We start from the raw sequence: 23,320 nt of genomic DNA, 5'->3' as shown, positions 1-23,320 counted from the left end.
GATTTACCCCTCCATAATTGCGCTGTTGGCGGCTCGATTTCGGGGATAACCCGTCACGCATATATCCTCACCGGCCATCTCCACCTGAACGCCGTCAAGCATAATGGCTTCCGACATCAGCTTGCGGCCCGGAAAGGAGAAGCTGGCGGGGGCCAGATCGCCGCCGATCAGCTTTGGCGCGTAATACAGAATCATCTTGTCGATAAGCCCCGCGTCCAGCATTGCGCCATTCAGCTTACCGCCGCCCTCCAGCAAGATTGAGCCGATGTCCCTTGCCCCAAGCTCCTTCATGGCGGCGGACAAATCTACAGAGGGTCCGTCGCCGCATGAGATAACCGTTATTCCCGCCTCCTCCAGCGCCAGCCGCTTGGATTCCTCGGCACCCGTTGTCGTGAGAACAATCGTTGGTGCTGTGCGATCCGTTACGACCCGAGCTTGAAGCGAAATACGAAGCTTGGAGTCCACTACGATTCTGACGGGATGCAGCGCGGGCACCTCGGCGCGGGTCGTCAGGAGCGGATCATCGGCCTCCAACGTACCAATCCCGACCATAATGGCATTATGCTGATGCCGCAGCGTATGTGTCTGCTCCCTTGCGACGGCGCCGGTAACCCATCGGCTGTGATGCTCCACGGTTGCGATTTTGCCATCCAGCGTGCTTGCCGTCTTGAGCGTGACGAAAGGCATGCCCGTCGTAATGAACTTGTTAAATTTCTCGTTCATGGCGCGGGAACGCTCGGCAAGCAGCCCCTCTGTTACCTGTATCCCCTGCTCACGCAAGCGGGCCAGGCCCCTGCCTGATACAACGGGATTGGGATCCGTGGCCGCAGTCACGACCCGGGCTACCTTCGCTTCGATCAGCCTCTCGCAGCATGGCGGAGTTTTCCCATAATGGCTGCAGGGCTCCAGCGTCACATAAGCCGTAGCGCCTTCGGCTTCCGCGCCTGCCATCCGCAGCGCATGCACCTCCGCATGGCCTTCGCCGCGCTTCAAATGCGTGCCGATGCCGATAATTCGGCCTTCCTTGACGATTACGCAGCCAACGACGGGATTAATACCGGTCTGGCCGGCCGCCTTGGCTGCCATATCCAACGCAAGCGACATATAATATTCGTCATTCAATACATCCAGCATCAAAGCAAAAACCCCCTTCCCGGCAAGCTTGCCGACAGGGGGGTGAGAGAAGTGCGAGAACAACGGCACGGGGAAGAAGCCCTGCATGGGCGAAAGAAAAAGAAGGGGTCACAGAAAGCGAATACGCCCTGCCATGACAACAATCCTGAACAATCGCTCACAAATAGACCGTGTTTAGACGGCCTCTTCCCATAGTCGCAGAATATTGTCCCGTTTCCATTGTGAAATAATGCACAATCAAACAAGCACAATAATCTGCGCCGCAAACCGAAGCTTCTCCTTCTCCCATCCAGACTTTACTGTCGGTCCCGGATTTGCACCAGGTCCACCGTCCAACGCGCCCCCTCAATGAAGAGATGGCAAAAGCCGTTGATCCGGGTCACGGACTGACGGAAGCGCGAGCAGCATGCACAACAACGCATGGCTCCGCGCTCCGATCACCGCCGGTTGGGAATCTCACCCTGCCCCGAAGGAAAGCATAACTTACAATTGTATAGTGACTATCTTAGCATTAAACTTCCGAAACTTCAACCGTCTCCATCTTGTCGCCGTTTTTGAGTGCGTCGACAAATTCCATACCCTTAGTCACTTTGCCAAATACGGTATGTCCGCCGTCCAGATGAGGCTGCGGCTGATAGCAGATGTAGAATTGGCTTCCGCCTGTGTTGCGTCCAGCATGTGCCATCGCAAGGGTGCCTCGCTCATGCTTGTTAGGGTTAATCTCACAGTCGATTTTGTAGCCGGGTCCGCCAGTGCCAGTCCCAGTCGGGCAGCCGCCTTGCGCAACAAAGCCCGGGATGACGCGGTGGAATGTCAGACCGTTATAGAAGCCGTCGTTCGCCAGCTTCTCGAAGTTCGCAACTGTGTTGGGCGCGTCTTGGTCGAACAGCTCCAGCTGTACCTCGCCGCCGCTTGCCAATTTGATTTTTGCTTGTTTTGCCATCATTGCATCTACCTTTCCTTAACCGAATAAGACTACGTTACCAATTCTCCCCTTATTTCGCAAGGGGGGATTTCTGCAGTCTTGCCGGAATGACGTCGTTGCATACGATATTGTCCAGCGATTCGCGCTTCACGGCAAGGTCCGCTTGACCGTCCTTCACGAACACGACAGCGGGACGACGGATGCGGTTGTAGTTGCTCGCCATAGCGTAGTTGTATGCGCCTGTGCAGAATACCGCCAGCAGATCGCCGCTTTCCGCCTTGGGAAGCTCCAGATCCCAGATCAGCATATCGCCGCTCTCACAGCACTTGCCGGCGATGGATACAGTCTCTTCCACGGCATCATTCGCGCGGTTCGCCAGGATAGCTTCATAACGCGATTGATACAGCGCCGGACGCGGGTTGTCCGTCATACCGCCGTCAACCGCAATGTATTTGCGAACGCCCGGAATATGCTTGCTTGTCCCAACCGTGTACAGCGTTGTGCCTGCATCGCCAACCATGCTGCGGCCCGGCTCTACCCAAATCTCAGGCAGCGGATAGTCCGCGTTGGAGAAGTTTGTTTTGATGGCGTCTGTAATGGCGCCTACATATTCGCTGATCGGAAGCGGAGTGTCGCCCTCCACATAACGGATGCCGAAGCCGCCGCCCAGGTTGATCACCTTGAACGTCAGGCCCAGCTCCTCGCGGATCGACACGGCGAACGAAGCCACCTTGTCAACTGCCATACGGAAGCCTTCCACCTCAAAAATCTGGGAGCCAATATGGGAATGAACGCCTAGAATGTTCAGATTGCCAAGGCTCATGGCATCCTGCAGCGCTTGCTTGGCTGCGCCGTTGCCCAGGTCGAAGCCGAACTTGGAATCCTGCTGGCCCGTCGAGATGTAATCATGTGTATGCGCCTCAACGCCTGGCGTAATGCGCAGCAGAATATTAACCTTCTTGCCCTTGTCTCCCGCCAGCGCGTTCAGCAGTGCAAGCTCGTCGAAATTGTCCACTACAAAGCAGCCGATGCCAGCGTCCAGCGCCATATTAATTTCGTCCGGCGTCTTGTTGTTGCCGTGGAAGTGGATACGCTCAACCGGGAAGCCCGCTTGCAGAGCCGTATACAGCTCGCCGTCGGATACAACGTCAAGCGATAGTCCTTCCTGCTCGGCGATGGCACACATCGCCATGACGCTGAATGCCTTGCTGGCGTATGCAACCTGGAATTTCAGGCCGGATGCCTTGAACGCCTCCACATATTCGCTTGCGCGCTGACGGACAAGCGCCTCGTCAACAATGTACAGCGGAGTTCCGAATTCCTTCGCCAGCTCCGTGACATCGCAGCCTCCGATTTCCAAGCGGCCTTTATCGTTTATATTGCTCGTTCCATGCAGATACATTATGTCCCCTCGCCCTTCTTCCGCTTCGAACCCGAAGCAGACTTGAATTGATTGCTACTATAGCATCAGTATAACGCAAGAGGGTTGCCTCCGAAATGGATAATTTCACATTTCATTTGTATTTTTACGAATTCTACTCCGCCCTTGGCATTCTGTCCCGCTGCTGCGGCTTGAGCACATTAGGTCTCGTCCGGTTGTACAGCAGCGGATTACGAATAATGAGCCCCATCAGAGCCTTGGCGTCAAATGGGATAATCGGCCACAGGTACGGACGATTCAGTGAACGCTCGCAGGCGAGATAGATGAGAATAATGGTTGATGCCACCATAAAGCCTGGCACATTGAACACAGCCACGGCGAGCAGCAGTATGAGCCGGACGATACGATTGGCCAGCCCCAGCTCATAGCTTGGCGTCGCGAACATGCCTATGGCGGCAATCGCCATATACAGAATAACCTCGTTGATGAACAGCCCGGTCTGGACTGCTACGTCACCGATCAAGATCGCGGCGACGAGCGAAATCGCAGTGGCCAGTGAGGTAGGCGTATGTATAGACGCCATTCGCAGCAGGTCAATTCCGATTTCGACAAGAATGAACTGCACGACGAGCGGAATTTTTCCCGTCTTGTCCGGCCCCAGAAACTCTAGCATGGGCGGCTTAAACTCCGGATGCATGACGAACAGCAGCCACAGCGGCAGCATAAACAGGGACGCGAAGATGCCAATAAACCGAATCCAGCGCAGATAGGTGCCGATGAATGGCGTCTGTCGGTTCTCCTCGGCGTGTTGCAGCAGATCGGTATACGTCGTCGGCAGCGTCATGACGCTTGGCGATGTGTCGACGAATAAGGCGACCGAGCCTTCCAATAGATGCGAGGACACCGTATCCGGACGCTCTGAATATCGAACGAGCGGGAACGGGCTCCAGCCCCGCTTGATTGTCGCCTCCTCCAGCTGTTTGTCAGCGAGCGGCAAACCGTCCACTTTGATCATTGCGATCTTGTCTTTGATCGATTGCAGCAGCTCCTTGTCGACAATATCATCAATATAGGCGATACACACATCCGTCTTCGTCCGCTCGCCGACCTGAACAAGCTCGTATCGCAGCTTGGGGTCTCTAAGGCGCCTGCGGACAAGCGAAATATTGATCATCAGCGTCTCGACGAACCCATCCCTAGCGCCGCGGACCACCTTCTCCAGGGATGGCTCCTCCAGCCCCCTGCCAGGCAAGCTTTTGGCGTCGATCTTCAGCGCTTTTCCTTCGCCGTCAATGAACAAGGCGGTAGCTCCTGCCAGTACGGCTTCCATCAGCTTCGTCCAATCCTTCTCCTCGCTCACCTGTGCCGCCGGCACGTACAAGTCGAGGAATGAATGCAGCGCGTCACTGTCGACATTATCGGGCTCCAGATAGGTTAGACGCTTCAGCACCTCTGTCAGCAGCTCGTCCTTCACCAGACCGTTTAGACAGAACAGTGCTGTACGGCGCTCGCCAAAGGTCATTTCCCTCACAACAATGTCGAAGCTTTTTTTGTAGCCAACCTCCTCCAGTTTATCCAGCACCTCGTCCAGCTTGAAGGGAATTTGGTGCTTCACGTTTTCCGTCGACGCCTCTGCCCCTTGGGATATCGCCATTTCCAGCTGAACAAAGCCATGCTCCTGTTCGCTTGAGGCGCCCTCCATACGCGATTCCTCTTGAAGCTGCTCCTCAATCAGGAAGGTGGGCGGGTTGTCCTCGCCCCTCGCATGCACATCGTCTTCTCTCTGCCCATTGCTCATTATGTGTCTACCTCCACGCTAGAATTGATCTCCTTCTCACCTTTGAAATCACCATTGAAATCACCATTGAAAATACAGCCAGTCAAACAAAGAGCCAATTGTCTTGCCCAGCACCATCGCCATCACAAGCCCCACCATATAGCGGGACAGCCTCATACGCTTGGCCAGAATCGGCAGCACGTTCATGACCTCCGTGAGCGCGGCTGCCAGCATGCCGACGAACAGGCCGTCGAACAGGCCGGCAATTGGAGTGAACCAGTGTGCCGGCAACGCCAGGCGCCAGTCCAGGAAGTCGGCGAACGTCCAGTACAGCGCCCCGCATATGATGGCCGTCTCGAACCATATGGAGAGCTTATACGCATAGGTGAGCTGCGCCAGTCTGGGGATCAGATCGAACACGATCAGCAGCGCCACAAGCCCGCTGCCGACCGCCAGCCCGCCGGCTACGCCCAGCACGGCCACGAACAGATGAGTCAGCACGCTACTCATGGCTTCCTCCGCCATGAATCTGGTCGTAATCCGCTTTTTTGCGCATCTCGTCGGCAATCACGTATTCGTTGATATTCTCCTGATACATGAACAGCTCGACCTCCAGCGGATTGGGCTCCTCATTGAACCGTTTACGGAACAAATGATTGAAGAACAGCACCATCCCGAGCCCTACCCCGAACGAATACGGAATTTGGAACCATAACGGATGCTCCGTTCTCTCTCCGGTTATCAGCTCGACAATACGGATATGAACCTCCTTCATGCTGACGTCAGTATGGAAGTTCATAATGGCCAAGCCCGCACCAAAAAACAACAGCAGCCAAGCGACCGCCAGCAGCGCGTAGCGCGGCTTCATAGGCTTATCCGCAATCATAAGCAGCACCTGCGGGTCGCCGTAGGCCTCCACCGTCATTTCCGGATAGGTTTTCCGGATGGACTTCACAATTTGCAGCAGATCCACTACAACCCGGTTGCCATCGTGCTCCTTATGCTTGTACAGCGGCAAATCCTTCAGCTCCCGCTCCAGCTCGTCATCGTCGGTCATCAGCCTCGCGACCTGGCCCAGCGTCACCGTATGGCTCGACCGGATATAAATTCTTTTCTTGAGCCGCAGATAGAGGACCGAATGGCTGAATGCACCCATCGCAATCATTCCTCCCGCCTGATCTTGGCCTACCCTTTCTCTCTTATTATGGGATAAGGAGCATAAGGATACTCAGCAAAGTTCCAAAAAAGCAAAGAACCAAACCGCTATTGCGCGATTTGGTCCCTGATGGACTGCAATATTTTTTTCTCCAGGCGCGATACCTGCACCTGCGATATGCCCAGCCTGCTGGCAACCTCGGACTGCGTCTTGTCCCGGTAATAGCGAAGGAATACGATGAGCCTCTCCCTCTCGCTGAGCCCTTCAATCGCCTCCACAAGAGCCAGCTTGTCGAACCATCGCTCCTGGGAATCGTCGGCGATCTGATCCATCAGCGTGATGGGGTCCCCGTCGTTCTCGAATACCGTCTCGTGAATGGACGTCGGGGGCTTGTTCGCCTCCTGCGCGAACACAACATCCTCCGGCGTAATGCCAAGTCGCTCCGCCACCTCCGAGATTGTGGGCAGCCTGCCCAACGTCTTGGACAGCTCGTCCTTCATCTTGCGGACCTTGTTCGCGGTTTCCTTGAGCGAGCGGCTCACCTTCAGCGTCCCGTCATCCCGAAGGAAGCGCTGAATCTCCCCAATAATCATCGGCACCGCGTAGGTCGAGAACTTCACGTCGTAGGACAAGTCGAATTTGTCCACCGACTTCAGAAGTCCGATACACCCGATCTGGAACAGATCCTCGGGCTCATATCCGCGATTAATGAACCGTTGCACGACGGACCATACAAGCCGGATATTGCAATTGACCAAGGTGTCCCTTGCAACGCTGTCTCCGGACTGGCTCAGGGCGATCAGACGCTTGACTTCCGCGTCGTCCAGATACGGCTGGGCGGTTTGCTTCAAATTCACATCCATGAGGCTTGGCCCCCCTGCCCTAGTTGTATAGCGCTTTTTTCGACTCTATTCTCTTCTGCATATCTACCCGCGTCCCGCCGCCAAGCGTACTGCTCACCTCGAAGCGGTCCATAAAGTTTTCCATAATCGTAAAACCCATGCCGGAGCGCTCCAGCTCAGGCTTGGACGTATACAGCGGCTGCCGCGCCAGCTCGACGTCCTCAATGCCGTTCCCTTCGTCCTGAATCGATATCCGAACCACGTCGAGGTCGATGGAGGCCTCGATCGTCACCTGCTTCGCCGCGTCGCTGTCATAGCCGTGAATAATGGCGTTGGTCACAGCCTCGGATACCGCTGTCTTCAGATCGTTCAGCTCCTCCAGCGTGGGATCGAGCTGGGATACAAAGGCCGCAACCGCGATGCGGGCGAACGCTTCATTCTCCGACCTTGCGCTAAACGTAAGTTTCATCTCGTTGTGGCTTGTCATGATACCACCTCCAAACTCGTTATCGCGCTGCGTTCACTGTCGTGCACCCCGATAATTTTGAACAGGCCAGACAGCTCGAACAATCTTCGCACGCTGGGATTCACGTCGCAGACAACCATCTTCCCGCCTTTGGCCTTCACTTGCTTGTACCGTCCCAGTATGACGCCGAGACCGGAGCTGTCCATAAATTCCAGCTGCTTCAGGCTGAGAACAACATGATTAACATTTTCTCGCAAGAGCGCTTCCTCCATCTTGTAACGGACAACGCCCGCGGTATGGTGGTCCAGCTCGCCATGCAGGCGAACGATCAGCATGTTGCGGTAATGCTCCAATTCGATTTGCAGACTCATGATCGCTGTTCATCTCCTTCAGGGTAATGGTTACACTCGCCGAGATAGAACAAGCAATTCTCCAATTGCAGGACCGATTCCTGCACGCCGACAAAACTAGAAGCATACCGCTACAAGCTGACAAAAGACGCAGAATCGCGCGGTTTTGAAGCGTTTCCTAGTGGAACAGGCCGCTTGCGGAACGCTTCAGCAGCTTCCACCAGGTTGCCTTGTCGATGGATTGCGGAGCCGAGACATCAAATTCCTTGACCATCCCATCCCCTTGATAGACGATCAGCTTTCCGATCGGCTGGCCCTGCTTGATCGGCGCCTGCAGCTTATCCTCCAGCTTCAGCTCATACCGGATATCCTTCGTCGAGCTGCCTTTTTTCAGCAGGATGCTGTAAGACTGGTCCGCCAGGAGCTCGATTTGGGATTCCATCCCCTTCTCAATTCGGGCCATGCCGATAGACTCGCCTTCGCCAACGATGGGATAATTCATATATTGGGCAAAGCCGTAATCGAACATTTGGGATACCTCGGTATTTCGCTGCTTCGTGGTGGGCTCGCCCATCACCACCGCAATGATACGAAGATTGTCGCGTTTGGCGGTGGCGGACAAGCAATATTTGGCCTCGCTGGTGAAGCCGGTTTTAAGACCGTCGGCGCCGCTGTAGAAGCGGACCAGCTTGTTCGTGTTGACCAGCCAGAACGGCTTGTCCGATGTTTTGCGCAGGTAGTCCTGATACATCCCTGTATATTGCGTCACTTCCTTATGCTTCAGCAGCTCGCGAGACATAACGGCAATATCATGCGCGGAGGAGAAATGCCCTTCTACCGGCAAGCCGTTTGGATTGACGAAATGTGTGTCGTTCATGCCAAGCTGCTTCGCCTTCTCGTTCATCATCGCCACGAAGTTTTGCTCCGTGCCGCCAAGCTTCTCCGCCATGGCAACGGAAGCGTCGTTGCCCGAGGCAAGCGCGATGCCCTTGATCATTTCCTCGACTGTCATTTCCTCGCCAGGCTCCAGGAAAATTTGCGAGCCGCCCATGGAAGCCGCGTTTTCGCTGGTTTGGACCTTATCGGTCAGCTTGATTGTACCGTCGTCGAGCGCCTCCATAATGAGCAGAAGCGTCATAATTTTGGTAATGCTGGCCGGCGGCAGCTTGTCGTGGCTGTTCTTCTCGAAGATAACTGTGCCGCTTTCGGCGTCCATAAGAATCGCGGACAGCGCGGAAGGCGCAAGATCGATAGCGGCAGCGCCATTCGGCTGGGCCGGCGCCTCCTCTGCATATGCCCCCATAGGCAGAGCCAACGTGCAGGCTAAAGCAAAAGCAACAAATGCTGTGACTGAAGTTTTCAAAGAATGGTCCCTCCTGATGGATAGTGTTTGGATCGTGTTTGGATCGTGTTGGGCAAAACGGTGCTATTTTCTATTCCAGTGTTGACGGCAAGACGGTAAATTATTCCGGCAGCTCTACAGAAAAACGACAAAAAAGGCGTTCGATTATAAATCGAACACCTTTTAGTAAGGATGGATTGCCGTTCTAGCGCTGGATGCCTTCCGCCGTCACCACGGACAGGAGCAGCGGCCTGACGTCCGGCCGCTCGGCACGAATGGAATAGGCATTCCTTACCCGATCCCCCACCTGGGAAGCTGTCTCGTTCAACGCTCTAACATGAAGCGTAGCCAGCGTATCGCCCTGGTTAACGAAATCGCCCACCTTCTTGTTCAGCATCAGGCCAACAGCGTAGTCGATCTGGGCTTCCTTGGTGGCGCGGCCCGCCCCCAGCAGCATAGCCGCCAGTCCGAGCTGCTCCGCCTCAATCGCGGCGACATAACCCGCCTCCTGCGCCTTCACCTCTACCCGATGCGGCGCCTGAGGCAGCCTCCCGGGGTGATCCGCGATGGCTCCGTCACCGCCTTGCGCTTCAATAAACGCGCGGAACTTCCCAAGCGCCTCGCCGCTCGCCAGCTTCGCTTCCAGCATCGACCTCGCCTCTTGGATCTCGGCCGCCTTGCCGCCCAGCACGACCATATGCGCGGCCAGCGCCAGGCACAGCTCCGTCAAATCCTGGGGTCCCCGGCCGCTCAGCGTGTCGATGGCTTCCGCAACCTCCAGCGCATTGCCGATGGCGTAGCCGAGGGGCTGATCCATATCGCTGATAACAGCCGCTGTCTGCCGGCCAACCTCCGTGCCAATGGCCACCATGGCTTCCGCCAGCTTCTCGGCGTCGGCCACCGTCTTCATAAAGGCGCCGCTGCCGGTTTTGACATCCAGCACGATGGCGTCAGCGCCAGCCGCGATTTTTTTGCTCATCACGGAGCTGGCGATCAACGGAATGGATTCCACCGTTGCCGTCACATCGCGAAGCGCGTACAGCTTCTTGTCGGCTGGCGCCAAGTCTCCGCTCTGGCCAATAACCGCCAGTCCGATATCGTTTACCTGCTTGATGAACGCTTCCCTGCTCAGCTCGGTATGGAAGCCCTCAATAGCCTCCAGCTTGTCGATCGTGCCTCCGGTATGCCCGAGGCCGCGCCCTGACATCTTGGCAACCGGAACTCCAAGGGACGCCACCAGCGGCCCGATAATCAATGTCGTTTTGTCGCCAACGCCTCCGGTGCTGTGCTTATCTACCTTGATGCCATGGATCGGGGACAGATCGACCCTATCGCCCGAGCCGGCCATTGCAAGAGTCAGCGCCGCCGTCTCCGGAGCCGTCATGCCGCGAAGCAGCACCGCCATCGCCCATGCTGACATCTGATAGTCAGGTATTTCTCCGTTGCTGTATCCTTGCATCAGGAACTGGATCTCCTCCGTGGTGAGCTCCCTCCCGTCCCGCTTCTTCTGTATGAGATCTACCGCTCTCATCGCTTTCTCCCTTCGGCGGCTGCGGCAGCTATGTTGTGCGAGCCAGCAATCGGCGTTCAGCCTGCACCCTAACGATGATCTCGTCCAATGATTGGCTGAGCACCAGCACGTCACGATGCAACAAATTTTTTTGGGTGATTGCCGTTTCCACCATTTCGTTGCGCAGCTGCTCCAGCTCCATTAATAATTGCTTGTCCATCATACCTTCACTCCATCGTTCTGTAATCATGGACATTATACGACGATCGCCGCAACAAACACTGTCACATTCAGTCGAGGAGTTTATTACAATTTTGTTACAAAAACCATTACATTTTGGCGATTAAACTCGTCACGAGACCCAGAAATTGGGACTTGACACGCTCAGTTGTTTCCATAACTTCCTCATGCGACAAGGGCTGATCCAGAATGCCGGAAGCCATGTTGCTGATGCAGGAGATGCCAACCACCTCGATGCCGGAATGACGGGCCGCAATAACCTCTGCAACAGTCGACATTCCGACAGCATCTGCGCCTAATGTGCGAAGCATGCGGATTTCAGCCGGCGTCTCATACGAAGGGCCAAGCAAGCCCGCATAGACGCCCTCCTGCACATTAATGCCCTGCTGAGCCGCTACCTCCTGCGCAATGGCGCGCAGCCGCTTGCTGTATGCCTCCGACATATCGGGGAATCGTACGCCTAGCTCATTGTCGTTGGGACCAATCAGCGGATTTTTGCCTGTCAGATTCAGGTGATCCGAGATCAGCATCAGATTGCCCGAAGCGAAGCTCAGGTTAATGCCGCCAGCCGCATTCGTTACCAGCAGACTCTTTACGCCAAGCGCCTTCATGACGCGAACCGGGAATGCCGTCAGCTCTGGCCCGTAGCCCTCGTACATATGGAATCTGCCCCGCATCAGCAGGACCGGTCTGCCTGACAGCGTGCCGATCAGAAGCTCGCCCGCGTGGCCCTCCACAGTCGATATCGGGAAATGCGGGATATCCTGGTAGTCGATGACGACGGCATTCTCGATATGGTCGCCAAGCACGCCAAGCCCGGAGCCCATAATGAGACCGATCTCTGGCTGGCTGGAAATTTTCCCCTCTATGTACGCCGCTGCTTCCTTAATGTGAGCTGCTGTAAGTTGTTCCATGCTGCTTCCCCCTATATTCATAAATTCATTTGTTTTGTTCGCAAATAACAGCTATTCCGTCCGCAGCAGCTCCAGGAAGCTGCGTCCATTCGGCGGAGCCGCGGCTCCGAAATTGTCGGCGATGGTTGCGCCCAGATCAGAGAAGGTCGCCATAACGGGCAGCTCCTCGCAAGCCTTAAACGCCGGGCTGTACAGCATGATGGGCACATATTCCCGGGTATGGTCCGTCCCTGGGTGGGTGGGATCATTGCCGTGATCGGCCGTTACAATGAGCAGATCCTTGGAGCCAAGCGTCCCTTCCAGCTCGGGAATGGCCCGATCGAACTCCTCCAGCGCGCGAGCGTAGCCCTCAGGATCACGACGATGGCCGTACAAGGAGTCGAAATCAACCAGATTGGTGAATAGAAGTCCCTGGAAAGGCAGCTTTAGCCGAGCAATCGTACGTTCAATGCCGTCCGCGTTGCTTTTGGTCGGCTCTGACTCGCCAATGCCCTCGCCGTCGAATATATCGTTAATTTTACCAATCGCGATCGTGTCATAGCCCGCATCCTGGAGCGCGTTTAACACCGTTGGCTGAGGCGGCTTAACCGCATAGTCGTGACGATTCGGAGTGCGCTTAAAGGCTCCGGGCTGGCCTATATACGGCCTTGCAATGACCCGTCCCACCGCGTATCGCTCATCCATCGTCAGCTCCCTGGCGATTTGGCAGCCGCGATACAGCTCCTCAAGCGGGATTACATCCTCATGCGCCGCAATCTGAAAGACGCTGTCGGCAGAGGTGTAGACGATCCAAGCACCGGTCCTCATCTGCTCCTCGCCAAGCTCGTCCAATATTTCCGTTCCGCTGGCGGATTTGTTGCCGATGACCTTGCGACCCGTCCTCTCCTCGAAAGCCCCGATCAGCTCAGGCGGGAAACCCTCGGGGAACGTCTGGAACGGCACAGTGAGCTTCAGACCCATCAGCTCCCAGTGGCCGGTCATCGTATCCTTGCCCACTGACACCTCCGCCATCTTCGTATAATAAGCGGCAGGCGGCTCAGCTTCAGGCTTCCAGTCGGAGATGCTCGCGATCCGATCCAGTCCCCACCTCCGCATATGCGGCAGGGACAGGTCCTTCACCCGTTCCGCGATATGTCCAAGCGTATGGGAGCCGACATCGCCGTAAGCCTCGGCGTCCGGCAGCTCTCCGATCCCTACGCTGTCCAGAACGATTACTGCGATTCGTTCAAATTTCATCCAATCATCCCTTCTTCTCTTGTTGCGAATCAGATCGTTATATCGTTATGCTCTCGGATGGGCGCTGACGTAAGCGTCCTTCAGCCTGCCTCTTGCGGACTGCGTATATTTCATCGTAGTCGCCACGTCGGAATGCCCCAGCAGCTCCTGCACAGCCCGCACGTCCGCTCCGTTGTCCAGCATATGCGAAGCGACCGAATGCCGGAGCGTATGCGGCGTAATCGCCTCCATGACTCCGGCTTCCCTGGCATATTTTTTCAGCATCTTCCAGAATCCTTGGCGTGTCATACGTGTGCCCAGATGATTCAGGAACAGGGCCGAGGCCGGCTCCCGGCCAGTGAGGAGACCGCTCCTGCCCTCCTCCATATATACCGTCAATGCTGCCTTCGCATGGCTGCCGAACGGCACAATGCGCTCCTTCTGCCCCGCTCCGACACATTCGATATAACCCACATGCAAATGCAGGTGCTCGACGTTCAGCGACACAAGCTCCGTCACACGAATGCCGGTCGCGTACAGCAGCTCCAGCATGGCCTTGTCCCGCTTGCCAGCGCAGCTTGACGTCTTGGGACAATCCAGCAGCATGTTGGTGTCGTCAACGGTCAGCACGGTGGGAGCCTTCCGTTCCTGCTTGGGCGCTTCCATATGAATGGACGGGTCGGAGAGAATCACCCCGCGCACCGACAAATGGTGGAAGAAGGCTCGCACCGACACGATATGGCGGGATATGGTCGCGGCCTTGCGCCCCTGCTCCTTCAGAAGCAGCATATATCTGGCCAGATGCCCGCGCTGCACCTCCGTCCACTCCGTTACATCTTGAGCAGCCATGTAGCTGTAGAATTGCTGAAGATCCCGCTCATATGAGGAGAGCGAGTTAGGCGACAGTCGCCTCTCCAGCTGCAAGTAAGACATGTATTGTTCCAATTGAGCTTTCATTGCAACTTCCTTTCGGGCATAACCGCAGCTTTGATCCTGTTAATCTTCAACAAGATTCAACAAGAGCCGAGCATAATCCTGCTTGCGTGCGGCAATTCCTTACAAGACTTACCGTTCGGGACCTTATTCTCCATACCAATAAAACCACCTTAGCCGTTCTGCACCGCTTGCGCTGTCCGGCGTGTAAGGCTCCTTGGCGGTAACCTTCATCGCTTCGCCTTTGGGCACTCGATACGGCTGAACGGGCGATACGGCCTCCATGAGCCATCCGTAGCCCCCTGCAGCGATGAACAGGAGCACAGCAAATACAACCAAGAACAACAGGCGGCTTCCCCAGCCGCGTAATGAAAATACCATAATACAGCCTCCTCGGTTCAGCATAGGCAAGGCTCTGCCCCTATCACCTTATGAGAAGGCTGTCCTAATTATGTTCGTTACTCCCTAGCCCTCCAGCGCCTCCATAACTGGCGTATAGGGCAGGCCTGTTGCAGCCGCGACGGCTTCGTTCGTCACATGACCGCCATAGGTGTTGACGCCCCTCTGCAGAGGCGCGCTTCTTCTAAGGGCTCCCAGACCCTCCCGCGCCAGCTCCATCGCATAGGGCATGGTGACATTCGTTAAGGCAAAGGTTGAGGTGCGCGGAACCGCTCCCGGGATATTCGCGACGGCGTAATGAATAACGCCATGCTTCACATAGACGGGGTCCTTGTGTGTCGTGGGCCGGTCAATGGTGGCGATGGAGCCGCCCTGATCCACGGCTACGTCAACGATGACGGCGCCCTTTTTCATTTTTTTCACCATATCCTCCGTTACGAGATGCGGCGCTTTGGCACCCGGAATAAGCACAGCGCCAATGACGAGATCCGCTTGGGACACGGCTTCCGCGATATGGAGCGGACTGGACATTAATGTACGAATTCTGCCGTCGAACACCTCATCCAGATACCTCATACGGTCGGCGTTTTTTTCGATAATGACCACATTGGCTCCCAGTCCAAGCGCCATCCGAGCTGAGTTGGTGCCCACTATGCCTCCGCCGATGACCACTACCTCTGCCGGCGGCACCCCTGGCACGCCTCCAAGCAGGACACCCCTGCCTCCGTTGAACGCTTCCAGGAACTGGGCACCGACCTGCACAGCCATTCGGCCCGCCACCTCGCTCATTGGAGTGAGAAGGGGCAGGCTGCCGTTGTCAAGCTGAATAGTCTCGTATGCGATTCCCGTCACCTCATTGTCCACCAGCGCTTTCGTCAGCTCAGCCGCGGCGGCCAGATGAAGATAAGTGAACAGCAGCATGCCCTTGCGGAAGTAGCCGAATTCCTCCGGAAGCGGTTCCTTCACCTTCATAATCATCTCCGCTTCGCCCCAGGCAGCAGCAGCGGCAGGGACGATCTGTGCACCTTCTCTCACATAGTCCTCGTCCTCAAAGCCGCTGCCCTCCCCCGCTCCGGTCTGAACAAGCACGCGATGTCCAGCAGCGACCAGCATGGTTACGCCCGCCGGCGTCAGCGCCACACGATATTCGCTCTGCTTGATTTCCTTCGGCACACCTATAATCATCTGCTACGCCTCCTAGGTAGATACTTACTAAAACGTACCTTCTCCAGCATGAGCATAAATTATGTGCGCCTAGAGGCAATCAGCCTTGCCTTGCTCCGAAACGTAATACGGCCCTGTCCCCACTGAGTGGAGGACAGAGCCGCTATATGGGATTGCCTTGTTCGTGCTTCTCCCGACATCTTCTGCAGACGCCCTGGAAGTCGAGCCTATGGTCCACAACAAAAAAGCCGTACTCCGACTCCAGCCGCTCTTCAAGAGGCAGCAGCCAATCATCCTTAATCTCGTCCATCGTGCCGCACTGCACACAAATGAGATGATGATGATGATGCTTGCTGCTGTCGGTTCTGAGATCGTACCTGGCCACGCCATCGCCAAAGTTCAGCTTCTCGACGACATGCATCTCGCTTAGAAGCTCCAGCGTGCGGTAGACTGTCGCCAGTCCGATCTCTGGCGCGATGTCCTTAACCAGCAAGAATACGTCTTCCGCGCTGAGATGATCTTCCTCGTTCTCCAGCAGCACACGAACGGTCGCCTCGCGCTGCGGGGTCAGCTTGTAGCCTTGCGACTGCAGCTGCTGCTTGATCTTGTCTATTCGGGCTTCCATGTTCTCCCCCTTGCCGCATGTCCGCGCCTGTAGCCTAGCATGATTTTCTCTCATTATAGGGGCTAACATCTCGGAAAGTCAAACCTCGGATTGTCAGATCATGCCATCAGAACATGCCATCAGAAGGAGAAAGATAAGGGATGGCCCAGCCTATGACCGAAGGGGACAAATAAGCCTCTACACATGCCGCTCCCGCCAGCAGCAGAAGCATCATGATCGCCATGGAGGTCAGCGTGCCCAGCTGCGGAAGGAGCTCGCCGCGTTGCTGAAGGAGACGGTTCTTGACTAGATAAATGCCGAAGGCAATAGAGAAGGCGCTTGCGACAATCAGGGCAGGCACCGCAATCATATTCTGCGGAGCAAGCGCGAGGAAGGCGAAGACTACACCCTTCCATCCATATTGCTGGACGAGCACAGCCAGCGCGAACCCGATCAGCGTACCCTTCAGGAAGTTAAGGGCCAGAATGCCAGGTATGCCGACGACCGTCACGCCTAATAACCAGATAAGCACCAGCCATTTCATATGGACAAGGAACCGATCCCAGAACACTTCCTTTTCGCTTGCGTCGATTCCGATATTCATATAACGCATATAGCCGCTCAGCTCGTCAGACAGGTCCTGCTGCTGCTCAAGCGTCAGCGCATGCAGCAGGATGACGCCGAATACGCCGCCAACCACGAACAATACGGCTACAAACACATACAGATTCATATGCACCTTCACAGCACAACGCCCCCCAACCCGCGCATAATGGTGGCCAGACCTCCGCCTGCACAGCATTCAAATGAATGGCCATGGGCAAGAGGTTGTCCTCTCATTGTATGCCGGCAGGGGGGCGCTTATGTCGCCCGGCAGCAGGGTCTTTAGTGTCTCTAGATGGAGCCTGTGAGCTGGTGGAGCTTCCAGGCATACACCGCTAATATGGTTTTGGCGTCGCTGATGCGGCCTTCCGCAATGTACGCCTCCGCCTGCTCCAGCGTTATGGCCTCCACCTGGATATCCTCATCCTCGTCTAGCTGCTGCTCCCCTGGCTCCAGCTCCGTTGCCCAGTAGACATACAGCTTCTCATCCGCGAAGCCTGGAGACGTATAAAACGCGTTCAGCAGCTTCAGCTCCTTCGCCTTGTAGCCGGTCTCCTCCTCCAGCTCCCGGGCTGCAGCGACAAGCGGATCCTCATCGCCATCCAGCTTGCCTGCCGGAATCTCGATCTGGCATTTCTCCAGCGGCTTGCGGAATTGCTCCACGACAAGCAGCTTCCCGTCGAGCAGCGCCACCACAGCTGCGGCGCCGGGATGGCGGACAATCTCCCTAGTCGCGCTGCGCCCGTCGGCGAGCGTCACAGTGTCCACCTGCAAGGAAATGATCTTCCCTTGGAAGATCGGCTCGCTGCTAATCGTTTCTTCGCGCCAGATGTGCGGCTTGCCACATGAATCCATTCAACATTCCCCCAAATTCCCGTTATGGGACCTTATGCCCTCATGCCCTTATTCGCGGCCGGAGGCCTGGCGAATAATCGCGACAACCAGCTCGGCCGTCTTCACAAGATCATCGGCCTTGATCTGCTCCTTGGTCGTATGGATATGCTCGTACCCAACGGCCAGATTGACGGTTGGCACGCCGAGACCGTTGAATACATTGGCGTCGCTTCCGCCTCCCGAATGGAAGGTCTTAGGCTTCGCTCCGATGGAGATAATCGCTGCTTTGGCCAGCTCGACGATCTCATCTCCATCCTCGTATTTGTAGGCAGGATAGATGACATCGCTCTCGAACTCCGCTCGCGCGCCGAATTCCGACGCCGCGCTTTCCACCGCGTCCTTCATCGCCTTCAGCTGAGCGTCCAGCTTATCCTGAACCAGGCTTCGCGCCTCCGCGTCCAGCTTGACGTATTCACAAACGATATTGGTGGCGCCCCCGCCTTCGAATTTGCCGATATTAGCCGTCGTTTCGAAGTCGATGCGGCCAAGCGGCATACGCGATATTGCCTTGGAGGCGACCTGGATGGCGCTAATGCCATCCTCGGGATTCACTCCCGCGTGCGCGGACCTGCCGAACAGCTTGATCGTCACCTTGGCCTGTGTCGGAGCCGCTACCGCAATATCTCCGATAGAGCCGTTGGAATCCAGCGCGAAGCCGTAGTCCGCCTCCAGCTTGGACGCGTCCATGGAACGCGCGCCCAGCAGCCCGGACTCCTCGCCAACCGTAATGACGAACTGCACGCGGCCATGCGGGATTCCTCCCTCCTTCAGCACGCGAATCGCCTCCAGCATCGCCGCGAGGCCTGCCTTATCGTCAGCGCCGAGAATCGTGGTGCCGTCGCTGCGGATATAGCCATCCGACTCCAGACGCGGCTTGATGCCTCGGCCCGGGGTGACCGTATCCATATGGCTGGTGAACAGCAGCGTGGGGGCGTCCTCCGCTCCACCTGACGCTTCCAGCATTGCAAATAGGTTATTGGCGCCATGGCCCGTCTTCGCTGCCGCGTCGTCCTCGGTAAGCGCAAGCCCAAGCGCGCCGAACTTCTCTTTCAGCACCTTGCTGATCTCGCCTTCGTATTTCGTTTCGCTGTCAATTTGGACGAGCTCCATAAATTCATGAACAAGCCTATCTTTTTGCACCATATCTGTTTCCTCCGTCCGTCTGTTTCGTTTACAATAGAGCATAAGCCATACCATCCGGAAAGGAGAACCGCTTCATGCGCCAGCAAAAAATAATTCGCATTGTCGCGATTATCGTGGCCTCCGCGCTCTTAATTACTACGGTATTCGCCGGCATAGGCTCGCTCTTCCTGAGCTGATTCAGCCTCTGTACCGACGCTGTACACGCCACAGCTACACCAGCTCGCAGCCGAAGCGCTTAACGAAATAAGGAAGCAGCTCCTCGGCTGCCGCTTCAACGGATATATCGCGTCCCGTCAGATCGCCGAAGGAGGTCACGCCGTACTGCTGAATGCCGCAAGGCACGATGCCGGTGAAGCCCTCCGAAGCGATGCCTGGCTTCACATTAAGCGCAAACCCGTGACTCGTTATAAATCCTCTGCGATGGCGCGCCTTGTTGAACTTGACACCAATCGCCGCGATTTTTTGGTCCCCGACCCACACTCCTGTATATTCCGGCTTTCTGCTCGCTTCTATACCATACGTGGCGAGCCAATCCATAATGACTCCCTCCAGGCTTCGCAAATAAGCGTGAAGATCAAGGCCCACCGCATCCAGATACAGGAGCGGATACCCCACCAGCTGGCCAGGACCATGGTACGTAATATCGCCGCCCCGATCAATTTCGAACAGGTCAATACCCTTTTCAACAAGCTCCTCCTCGTTCAGAAGCAGGTGCTCCGGGTGCCGGTCGGACCCCATGGTATAGGTCGGCGGATGCTGAAGAAGGAGCAGCGTCTCTGGACGCTCCTCCCGATCAATTTCCTTCACGTAGGCCTTCTGCATATCCCATGCCTCCGCGTAGGGAAGCATGCCGACGTACTTCGCAGCGAGCGCTCTGCGCTCCGCGCTAGTTCCCGCATCTCCCATAACAGACTCTCTCTCCTTTATTAATACAATTTGCTGTCCAGCGTAAAGCTCTCCAGATTATCCTTCACCCGCTGCAGGAAGCGTCCGCAGATGACGCCGTCCAAGATGCGATGGTCAAGAGATAGGCAAAGGTTCGCCATGGAACGGACCGCAATCATATCGTTGATGACGACGGGACGCTTCACGATGGATTCGAAGGTGAGAATCGCCGCCTGCGGGTAATTAATAATGGGATAGGACAAAATCGAGCCAAAAGAGCCCGTATTATTGACAGTGAAGGTGCCGCCCTGCATATCCGACAGCGTCAGCTTGCCTTCTCTCGTTTTACGCGCGAGCTCGTCGATTTCCTTGGCGAGTCCCGCCACGTTTTTGTGATCCGCGTTTTTAATCACTGGCGTCAGGACGGAATCCTCTGTGCCAACGGCCAGCGAGATGTTAATATCGCGCTTCACGATAATTTTGTCCACGGCCCAAGTTGCATTCATAATAGGATAATCCTTGATCGCGTTGACGACAGCCTTCAGCAGAAACGCAAGGTAAGTAAGGTTGATGCCTTCCCGCTTCATGAATTCGTCCTTCAGCTTGTTGCGAAGCACAACAAGGTTCGTTACGTCCACCTCGATCATCGTCCAGGCATGCGGAATTTCACTTACGCTTTGGCGCATATTGCGCGCAATCGTATTGCGAATTGGCGTAACATCGATAAACGTCTCGCCTCGTCCAGGCAGCGTGCTTTCAATCTCGATCTTGGGAATGCGCGGCGTCTCCGACAAATGGATGCCGGATGACCGAACCTGCGCCCGCGGATCAACGGTTGATGGCCCGGACGTTACGCCTGTTGGACGCTTATGAGCGCCGGATGCCACAAATGCGAGCACATCCTTGCGTGTAATCCGACCGCCCAGGCCGGTTCCCTGCACATCGCCCAGCCGGACGCCGTGCTCGGCGGCAAGCTGCTGCACCGCCGGCGAGAAGCGGTTGCGCATCGGCGCGTCCGCGCTAGCTTCGGCAGCTGCGGCGGCAGGCTGTGCCGACAGGGACGGCTCTGTCGAGACCGCTCCGGCGGCGTGAGGGGCTGTTCCTCCCACGCCGGTATCCGCTATGCCTTCGGTCTCAATGAGGCAGACTGGCGTGCCGACAGGCACCGTCTCACCAGGGGAAACCAAAATTTGAACAACCTTTCCTGATACCGTGGAGGGCAGCTCCGCGTTCACCTTGTCAGTCAGGATTTCGCACAGCGGCTCGTATTGATCAACAAAATCCCCAGGCTGCTTCAACCATTTGTCGATTGTGGCAGACACCAGCGATTCCGCCAGCTGCGGCACTACAATTTCAGTAATCGTCTTCAATGGATCAACTCCCAACGGATTAAGCCTGCGCTGCAGCTAGCCGCACCTCAATACAGAGCTAAATTGCGCATGGCTTCCTTCACTTTGTCTTTGTTCAGCAGGAAAAACTTTTCGCCCGGCGGATTAATCGGCATTGCCGGAACATCCGGTCCGCACAGACGCATAATCGGCGCGTCCAGCTCATACAGCAGCTCCTCCGCTATGATGGCGGATACCTCCGCGCCGACTCCGCCTGTTTTGTTGTCCTCATGAATGATGAGCACCTTCCCGGTTTTGCGAACCGACTCCAGGATCGCTTCCTTGTCCAGCGGCTGCAGCGTGCGAAGGTCCAGGATATGGGCGCTGATGCCCTCTTGCTGAAGCTCCTCGGCTGCTTGCTCCACGAAGCGTAGCGGCATACTGTAGCCAATGACCGTGATATCATCACCCTCGCGAAGCACGTTCGCTTTGCCGATCGGCACGATATAATCGTCCTCCGGCACGTCTCCGTTGATGAGCTTGTAGCATTTTTTGTTCTCAAAATAAATAACGGGATCCGCGTCGCGAACCGCTGCCTTCAGCAGCCCCTTGGCATCGTATGGACGATACGGCGCTACAATCTTCAAGCCCGGCGTTCCAAAAAATACTGATTCTGGACATTGGGAATGATACAAGCCTCCGAATACGCCGCCTCCGATTGGAGCGCGAATGACCACCGGACAGCTCCAGTCGTTGTTGGAGCGGTATCTGATTTTGGCCGCCTCGCTGATGATCTGGTTCGTGGCAGGGAACATAAAGTCCGAATACTGCATTTCCGCAATGGGCTTCATGCCATACATCGCGGCGCCAATCGCCACACCCGCAATGGCAGATTCAGCCAGCGGCGTATCCAGCGCGCGGTATTCGCCGAACTGCTCGTGCAGGCCTTTGGTCGTCGTAAAGACGCCGCCCTTGACGCCGACGTCCTCGCCGAGAACAAAAACGTCCTCGTCCCGCTCCATCTCTTCCTTCATTGCGAGCCTAATGGCGTCTATATAATCCATGACCGGCATTAACGGTTCCCCCTTTGCACCGCATCATCGTTTTCATACACATGAACGAGCGTTGATTCCGGCGTCGGGAACGGCGCCTTGTCGCCGTATTCTGTTGCCTCGTCGAGCTCCTTGCGAATGCGGGCCAGAAGCTCTTCCTCGCGCTCCTCGCTCCAAATGCCGCAATCCAGAAGATATTGCTTGAACTTCGGAATGCCGTCCTTTGCCTTGTTCTCGTCGACTTCCTCTTTGGTCCGGTAGGCCAGATCGTTGTCGGAGGTTGAATGAGGCGACAAGCGGTACATCATCGCTTCGATTAACGTCGGGCCTTCACCGGCAACGGCGCGGGCGCGTGCTTCCTGAACGACGCGATAGACCTCCAGCGCGTCGTTGCCGTCAACCTGAACGCCTGGGAAGCCGTATCCGATCGCACGATCAGCGACCCGACCCACAAGCTGCTTATGAACAGGCACCGATATGGCATATTGATTATTTTCGCACATGAGAATAACCGGGAGCTTATGTACACCAGCGAAGTTGCAGCCCTCATGGAAATCCCCTTGATTGCTGGAGCCTTCGCCGAAGGTCACAAAGCTGACGAACGGCTTCTTCTTCATCTTGGCTGCCAGCGCAATGCCTACCGCATGAGGCACCTGAGTCGTAACGGGACTGGAGCCGGTTACGATGCGCAGCTTCCGGTGCCCGAAGTGGCCCGGCATCTGGCGCCCGCCGCTGTTAGGGTCCTCCGCCTTCGCGAATACAGAAAGCAGCAGCTCCTTCAGCGTCATGCCGACAGACAGCACAAAGCCGTAATCGCGGTAATACGGCAGGAAATAATCCTGCTCGCGGTCAAGCGCGAAGGCAGCCGCTACCTGCGCAACCTCCTGTCCAATGCCGGACACATGGAAGTTGATCTTGCCCGCACGCTGCAGCAGCAGCATCCGCTCGTCGAATTTCCTTGCTTTGACCATCATGGTATACATATCAACAGCTTGCTCATCGCTAAGCCCTAATTCCAAGTGGCGAACCTTTTGACTTGCAGAAGATGTCCCAGTCATCAAGG

At 56.1% G+C, this 23,320-nt stretch carries 25 protein-coding genes and 1 riboswitch; all 25 genes read right to left on the bottom strand.

Annotated features, from left to right (window positions below):
- Nucleotides 1-3: 3 nt before the first annotated feature.
- A complete protein-coding gene (ribD, locus tag AB1S56_RS11335) occupies nucleotides 4-1,134 on the bottom strand; it encodes a bifunctional diaminohydroxyphosphoribosylaminopyrimidine deaminase/5-amino-6-(5-phosphoribosylamino)uracil reductase RibD (protein ID WP_340867701.1) in 1,131 nt (376 codons plus the stop codon).
- Nucleotides 1,135-1,407: 273 nt separating this feature from the next.
- Nucleotides 1,408-1,612: riboswitch (FMN riboswitch) on the bottom strand.
- Between the two features lie 33 nt (nucleotides 1,613-1,645).
- The gene (locus AB1S56_RS11330) at nucleotides 1,646-2,077 is read right to left on the bottom strand and encodes a peptidylprolyl isomerase (protein WP_340868010.1); all 432 of its coding nucleotides are present in this window, start codon (nucleotides 2,075-2,077) and stop codon (nucleotides 1,646-1,648) included.
- 52 nt (nucleotides 2,078-2,129) lie between these two features.
- The gene (gene lysA, locus AB1S56_RS11325) at nucleotides 2,130-3,461 is read right to left on the bottom strand and encodes a diaminopimelate decarboxylase (protein ID WP_340867702.1); all 1,332 of its coding nucleotides are present in this window, start codon (nucleotides 3,459-3,461) and stop codon (nucleotides 2,130-2,132) included.
- A gap of 133 nt (nucleotides 3,462-3,594) precedes the next feature.
- Nucleotides 3,595-5,238: a spore germination protein gene (locus AB1S56_RS11320; RefSeq protein ID WP_340867703.1), complete on the bottom strand. Its 1,644-nt coding sequence runs from the start codon at nucleotides 5,236-5,238 to the stop codon at nucleotides 3,595-3,597.
- A gap of 60 nt (nucleotides 5,239-5,298) precedes the next feature.
- Nucleotides 5,299-5,727: a stage V sporulation protein AB gene (locus AB1S56_RS11315; RefSeq protein WP_340867705.1), complete on the bottom strand. Its 429-nt coding sequence runs from the start codon at nucleotides 5,725-5,727 to the stop codon at nucleotides 5,299-5,301.
- Nucleotides 5,720-6,373, bottom strand: coding sequence for a stage V sporulation protein AA (locus AB1S56_RS11310; protein ID WP_340867707.1), 654 nt, complete (start codon nucleotides 6,371-6,373; stop codon nucleotides 5,720-5,722). Before AB1S56_RS11310 ends, AB1S56_RS11315 begins: the two co-directional genes overlap by 8 nt.
- A gap of 107 nt (nucleotides 6,374-6,480) precedes the next feature.
- Nucleotides 6,481-7,236 carry an RNA polymerase sporulation sigma factor SigF gene (gene sigF / locus AB1S56_RS11305; protein ID WP_340867709.1) on the bottom strand — a complete coding sequence of 252 codons (756 nt, stop codon included), beginning with the start codon at nucleotides 7,234-7,236 and terminating at the stop codon, nucleotides 6,481-6,483.
- Between the two features lie 19 nt (nucleotides 7,237-7,255).
- Nucleotides 7,256-7,702, bottom strand: coding sequence for an anti-sigma F factor (gene spoIIAB, locus AB1S56_RS11300; RefSeq protein WP_340867710.1), 447 nt, complete (start codon nucleotides 7,700-7,702; stop codon nucleotides 7,256-7,258).
- Nucleotides 7,699-8,052: an anti-sigma F factor antagonist gene (spoIIAA, locus tag AB1S56_RS11295; RefSeq protein ID WP_340867712.1), complete on the bottom strand. Its 354-nt coding sequence runs from the start codon at nucleotides 8,050-8,052 to the stop codon at nucleotides 7,699-7,701. Before spoIIAA ends, spoIIAB begins: the two co-directional genes overlap by 4 nt.
- 157 nt (nucleotides 8,053-8,209) lie before the next feature.
- Nucleotides 8,210-9,334 carry a D-alanyl-D-alanine carboxypeptidase family protein gene (locus tag AB1S56_RS11290; RefSeq protein ID WP_340868012.1) on the bottom strand — a complete coding sequence of 375 codons (1,125 nt, stop codon included), beginning with the start codon at nucleotides 9,332-9,334 and terminating at the stop codon, nucleotides 8,210-8,212.
- Nucleotides 9,335-9,578: 244 nt separating this feature from the next.
- Nucleotides 9,579-10,904, bottom strand: a complete 1,326-nt coding sequence (locus AB1S56_RS11285; protein ID WP_340867714.1) for a pyrimidine-nucleoside phosphorylase — start codon at nucleotides 10,902-10,904, stop codon at nucleotides 9,579-9,581.
- A 28-nt stretch (nucleotides 10,905-10,932) separates the two neighbouring features.
- Nucleotides 10,933-11,106 (bottom strand): aspartyl-phosphate phosphatase Spo0E family protein, encoded by a 174-nt coding sequence (locus AB1S56_RS11280; protein ID WP_340867716.1) that lies wholly within the window; start codon nucleotides 11,104-11,106, stop codon nucleotides 10,933-10,935.
- A gap of 106 nt (nucleotides 11,107-11,212) precedes the next feature.
- Entirely contained in the window at nucleotides 11,213-12,037 is an 825-nt protein-coding gene (locus AB1S56_RS11275; RefSeq protein WP_340867717.1) for a purine-nucleoside phosphorylase, read from the bottom strand.
- Between the two features lie 51 nt (nucleotides 12,038-12,088).
- Complete coding sequence (gene deoB, locus AB1S56_RS11270; protein WP_340867719.1) at nucleotides 12,089-13,273, bottom strand: phosphopentomutase; 1,185 nt, start codon at nucleotides 13,271-13,273, stop codon at nucleotides 12,089-12,091.
- A gap of 45 nt (nucleotides 13,274-13,318) precedes the next feature.
- On the bottom strand, nucleotides 13,319-14,209 hold the full coding sequence (gene xerD, locus AB1S56_RS11265) for a site-specific tyrosine recombinase XerD (protein WP_340867721.1): 891 nt from the start codon (nucleotides 14,207-14,209) through the stop codon (nucleotides 13,319-13,321).
- Nucleotides 14,210-14,332: 123 nt separating this feature from the next.
- The gene (locus AB1S56_RS11260; protein WP_340867723.1) at nucleotides 14,333-14,566 is read right to left on the bottom strand and encodes a DUF4227 family protein; all 234 of its coding nucleotides are present in this window, start codon (nucleotides 14,564-14,566) and stop codon (nucleotides 14,333-14,335) included.
- An 84-nt stretch (nucleotides 14,567-14,650) separates the two neighbouring features.
- On the bottom strand, nucleotides 14,651-15,769 hold the full coding sequence (gene ald, locus AB1S56_RS11255) for an alanine dehydrogenase (protein ID WP_340867725.1): 1,119 nt from the start codon (nucleotides 15,767-15,769) through the stop codon (nucleotides 14,651-14,653).
- A 142-nt stretch (nucleotides 15,770-15,911) separates the two neighbouring features.
- Nucleotides 15,912-16,373, bottom strand: coding sequence for a Fur family transcriptional regulator (locus AB1S56_RS11250; protein WP_340867727.1), 462 nt, complete (start codon nucleotides 16,371-16,373; stop codon nucleotides 15,912-15,914).
- 106 nt (nucleotides 16,374-16,479) lie between these two features.
- Complete coding sequence (spoIIM, locus tag AB1S56_RS11245) at nucleotides 16,480-17,097, bottom strand: stage II sporulation protein M (protein WP_340867728.1); 618 nt, start codon at nucleotides 17,095-17,097, stop codon at nucleotides 16,480-16,482.
- 149 nt (nucleotides 17,098-17,246) lie between these two features.
- Nucleotides 17,247-17,810, bottom strand: a complete 564-nt coding sequence (locus tag AB1S56_RS11240) for an NUDIX hydrolase (RefSeq protein WP_340867730.1) — start codon at nucleotides 17,808-17,810, stop codon at nucleotides 17,247-17,249.
- A 48-nt stretch (nucleotides 17,811-17,858) separates the two neighbouring features.
- Nucleotides 17,859-18,992, bottom strand: coding sequence for a M20/M25/M40 family metallo-hydrolase (locus AB1S56_RS11235; protein ID WP_340867731.1), 1,134 nt, complete (start codon nucleotides 18,990-18,992; stop codon nucleotides 17,859-17,861).
- Between the two features lie 210 nt (nucleotides 18,993-19,202).
- Nucleotides 19,203-19,898, bottom strand: coding sequence for a lipoyl(octanoyl) transferase LipB (lipB, locus tag AB1S56_RS11230; RefSeq protein WP_340867733.1), 696 nt, complete (start codon nucleotides 19,896-19,898; stop codon nucleotides 19,203-19,205).
- Between the two features lie 20 nt (nucleotides 19,899-19,918).
- Entirely contained in the window at nucleotides 19,919-21,247 is a 1,329-nt protein-coding gene (locus AB1S56_RS11225; protein WP_340867735.1) for a dihydrolipoamide acetyltransferase family protein, read from the bottom strand.
- Nucleotides 21,248-21,294: 47 nt separating this feature from the next.
- A complete protein-coding gene (locus AB1S56_RS11220) occupies nucleotides 21,295-22,278 on the bottom strand; it encodes an alpha-ketoacid dehydrogenase subunit beta (protein WP_340867738.1) in 984 nt (327 codons plus the stop codon).
- Nucleotides 22,278-23,315, bottom strand: coding sequence for a thiamine pyrophosphate-dependent dehydrogenase E1 component subunit alpha (locus AB1S56_RS11215; RefSeq protein WP_340867740.1), 1,038 nt, complete (start codon nucleotides 23,313-23,315; stop codon nucleotides 22,278-22,280). The genes AB1S56_RS11220 and AB1S56_RS11215 overlap by 1 nt, the downstream gene beginning before the upstream one ends.
- Nucleotides 23,316-23,320: the final 5 nt, after the last annotated feature.

The organism is Paenibacillus sp. PL2-23, from assembly GCF_040834005.1.
Lineage (GTDB): Bacteria > Bacillota > Bacilli > Paenibacillales > Paenibacillaceae > Pristimantibacillus.
The sequence above is the reverse complement of the archived record's forward strand: the minus strand, read 5'-3'. Positions and strand labels throughout refer to the sequence as shown.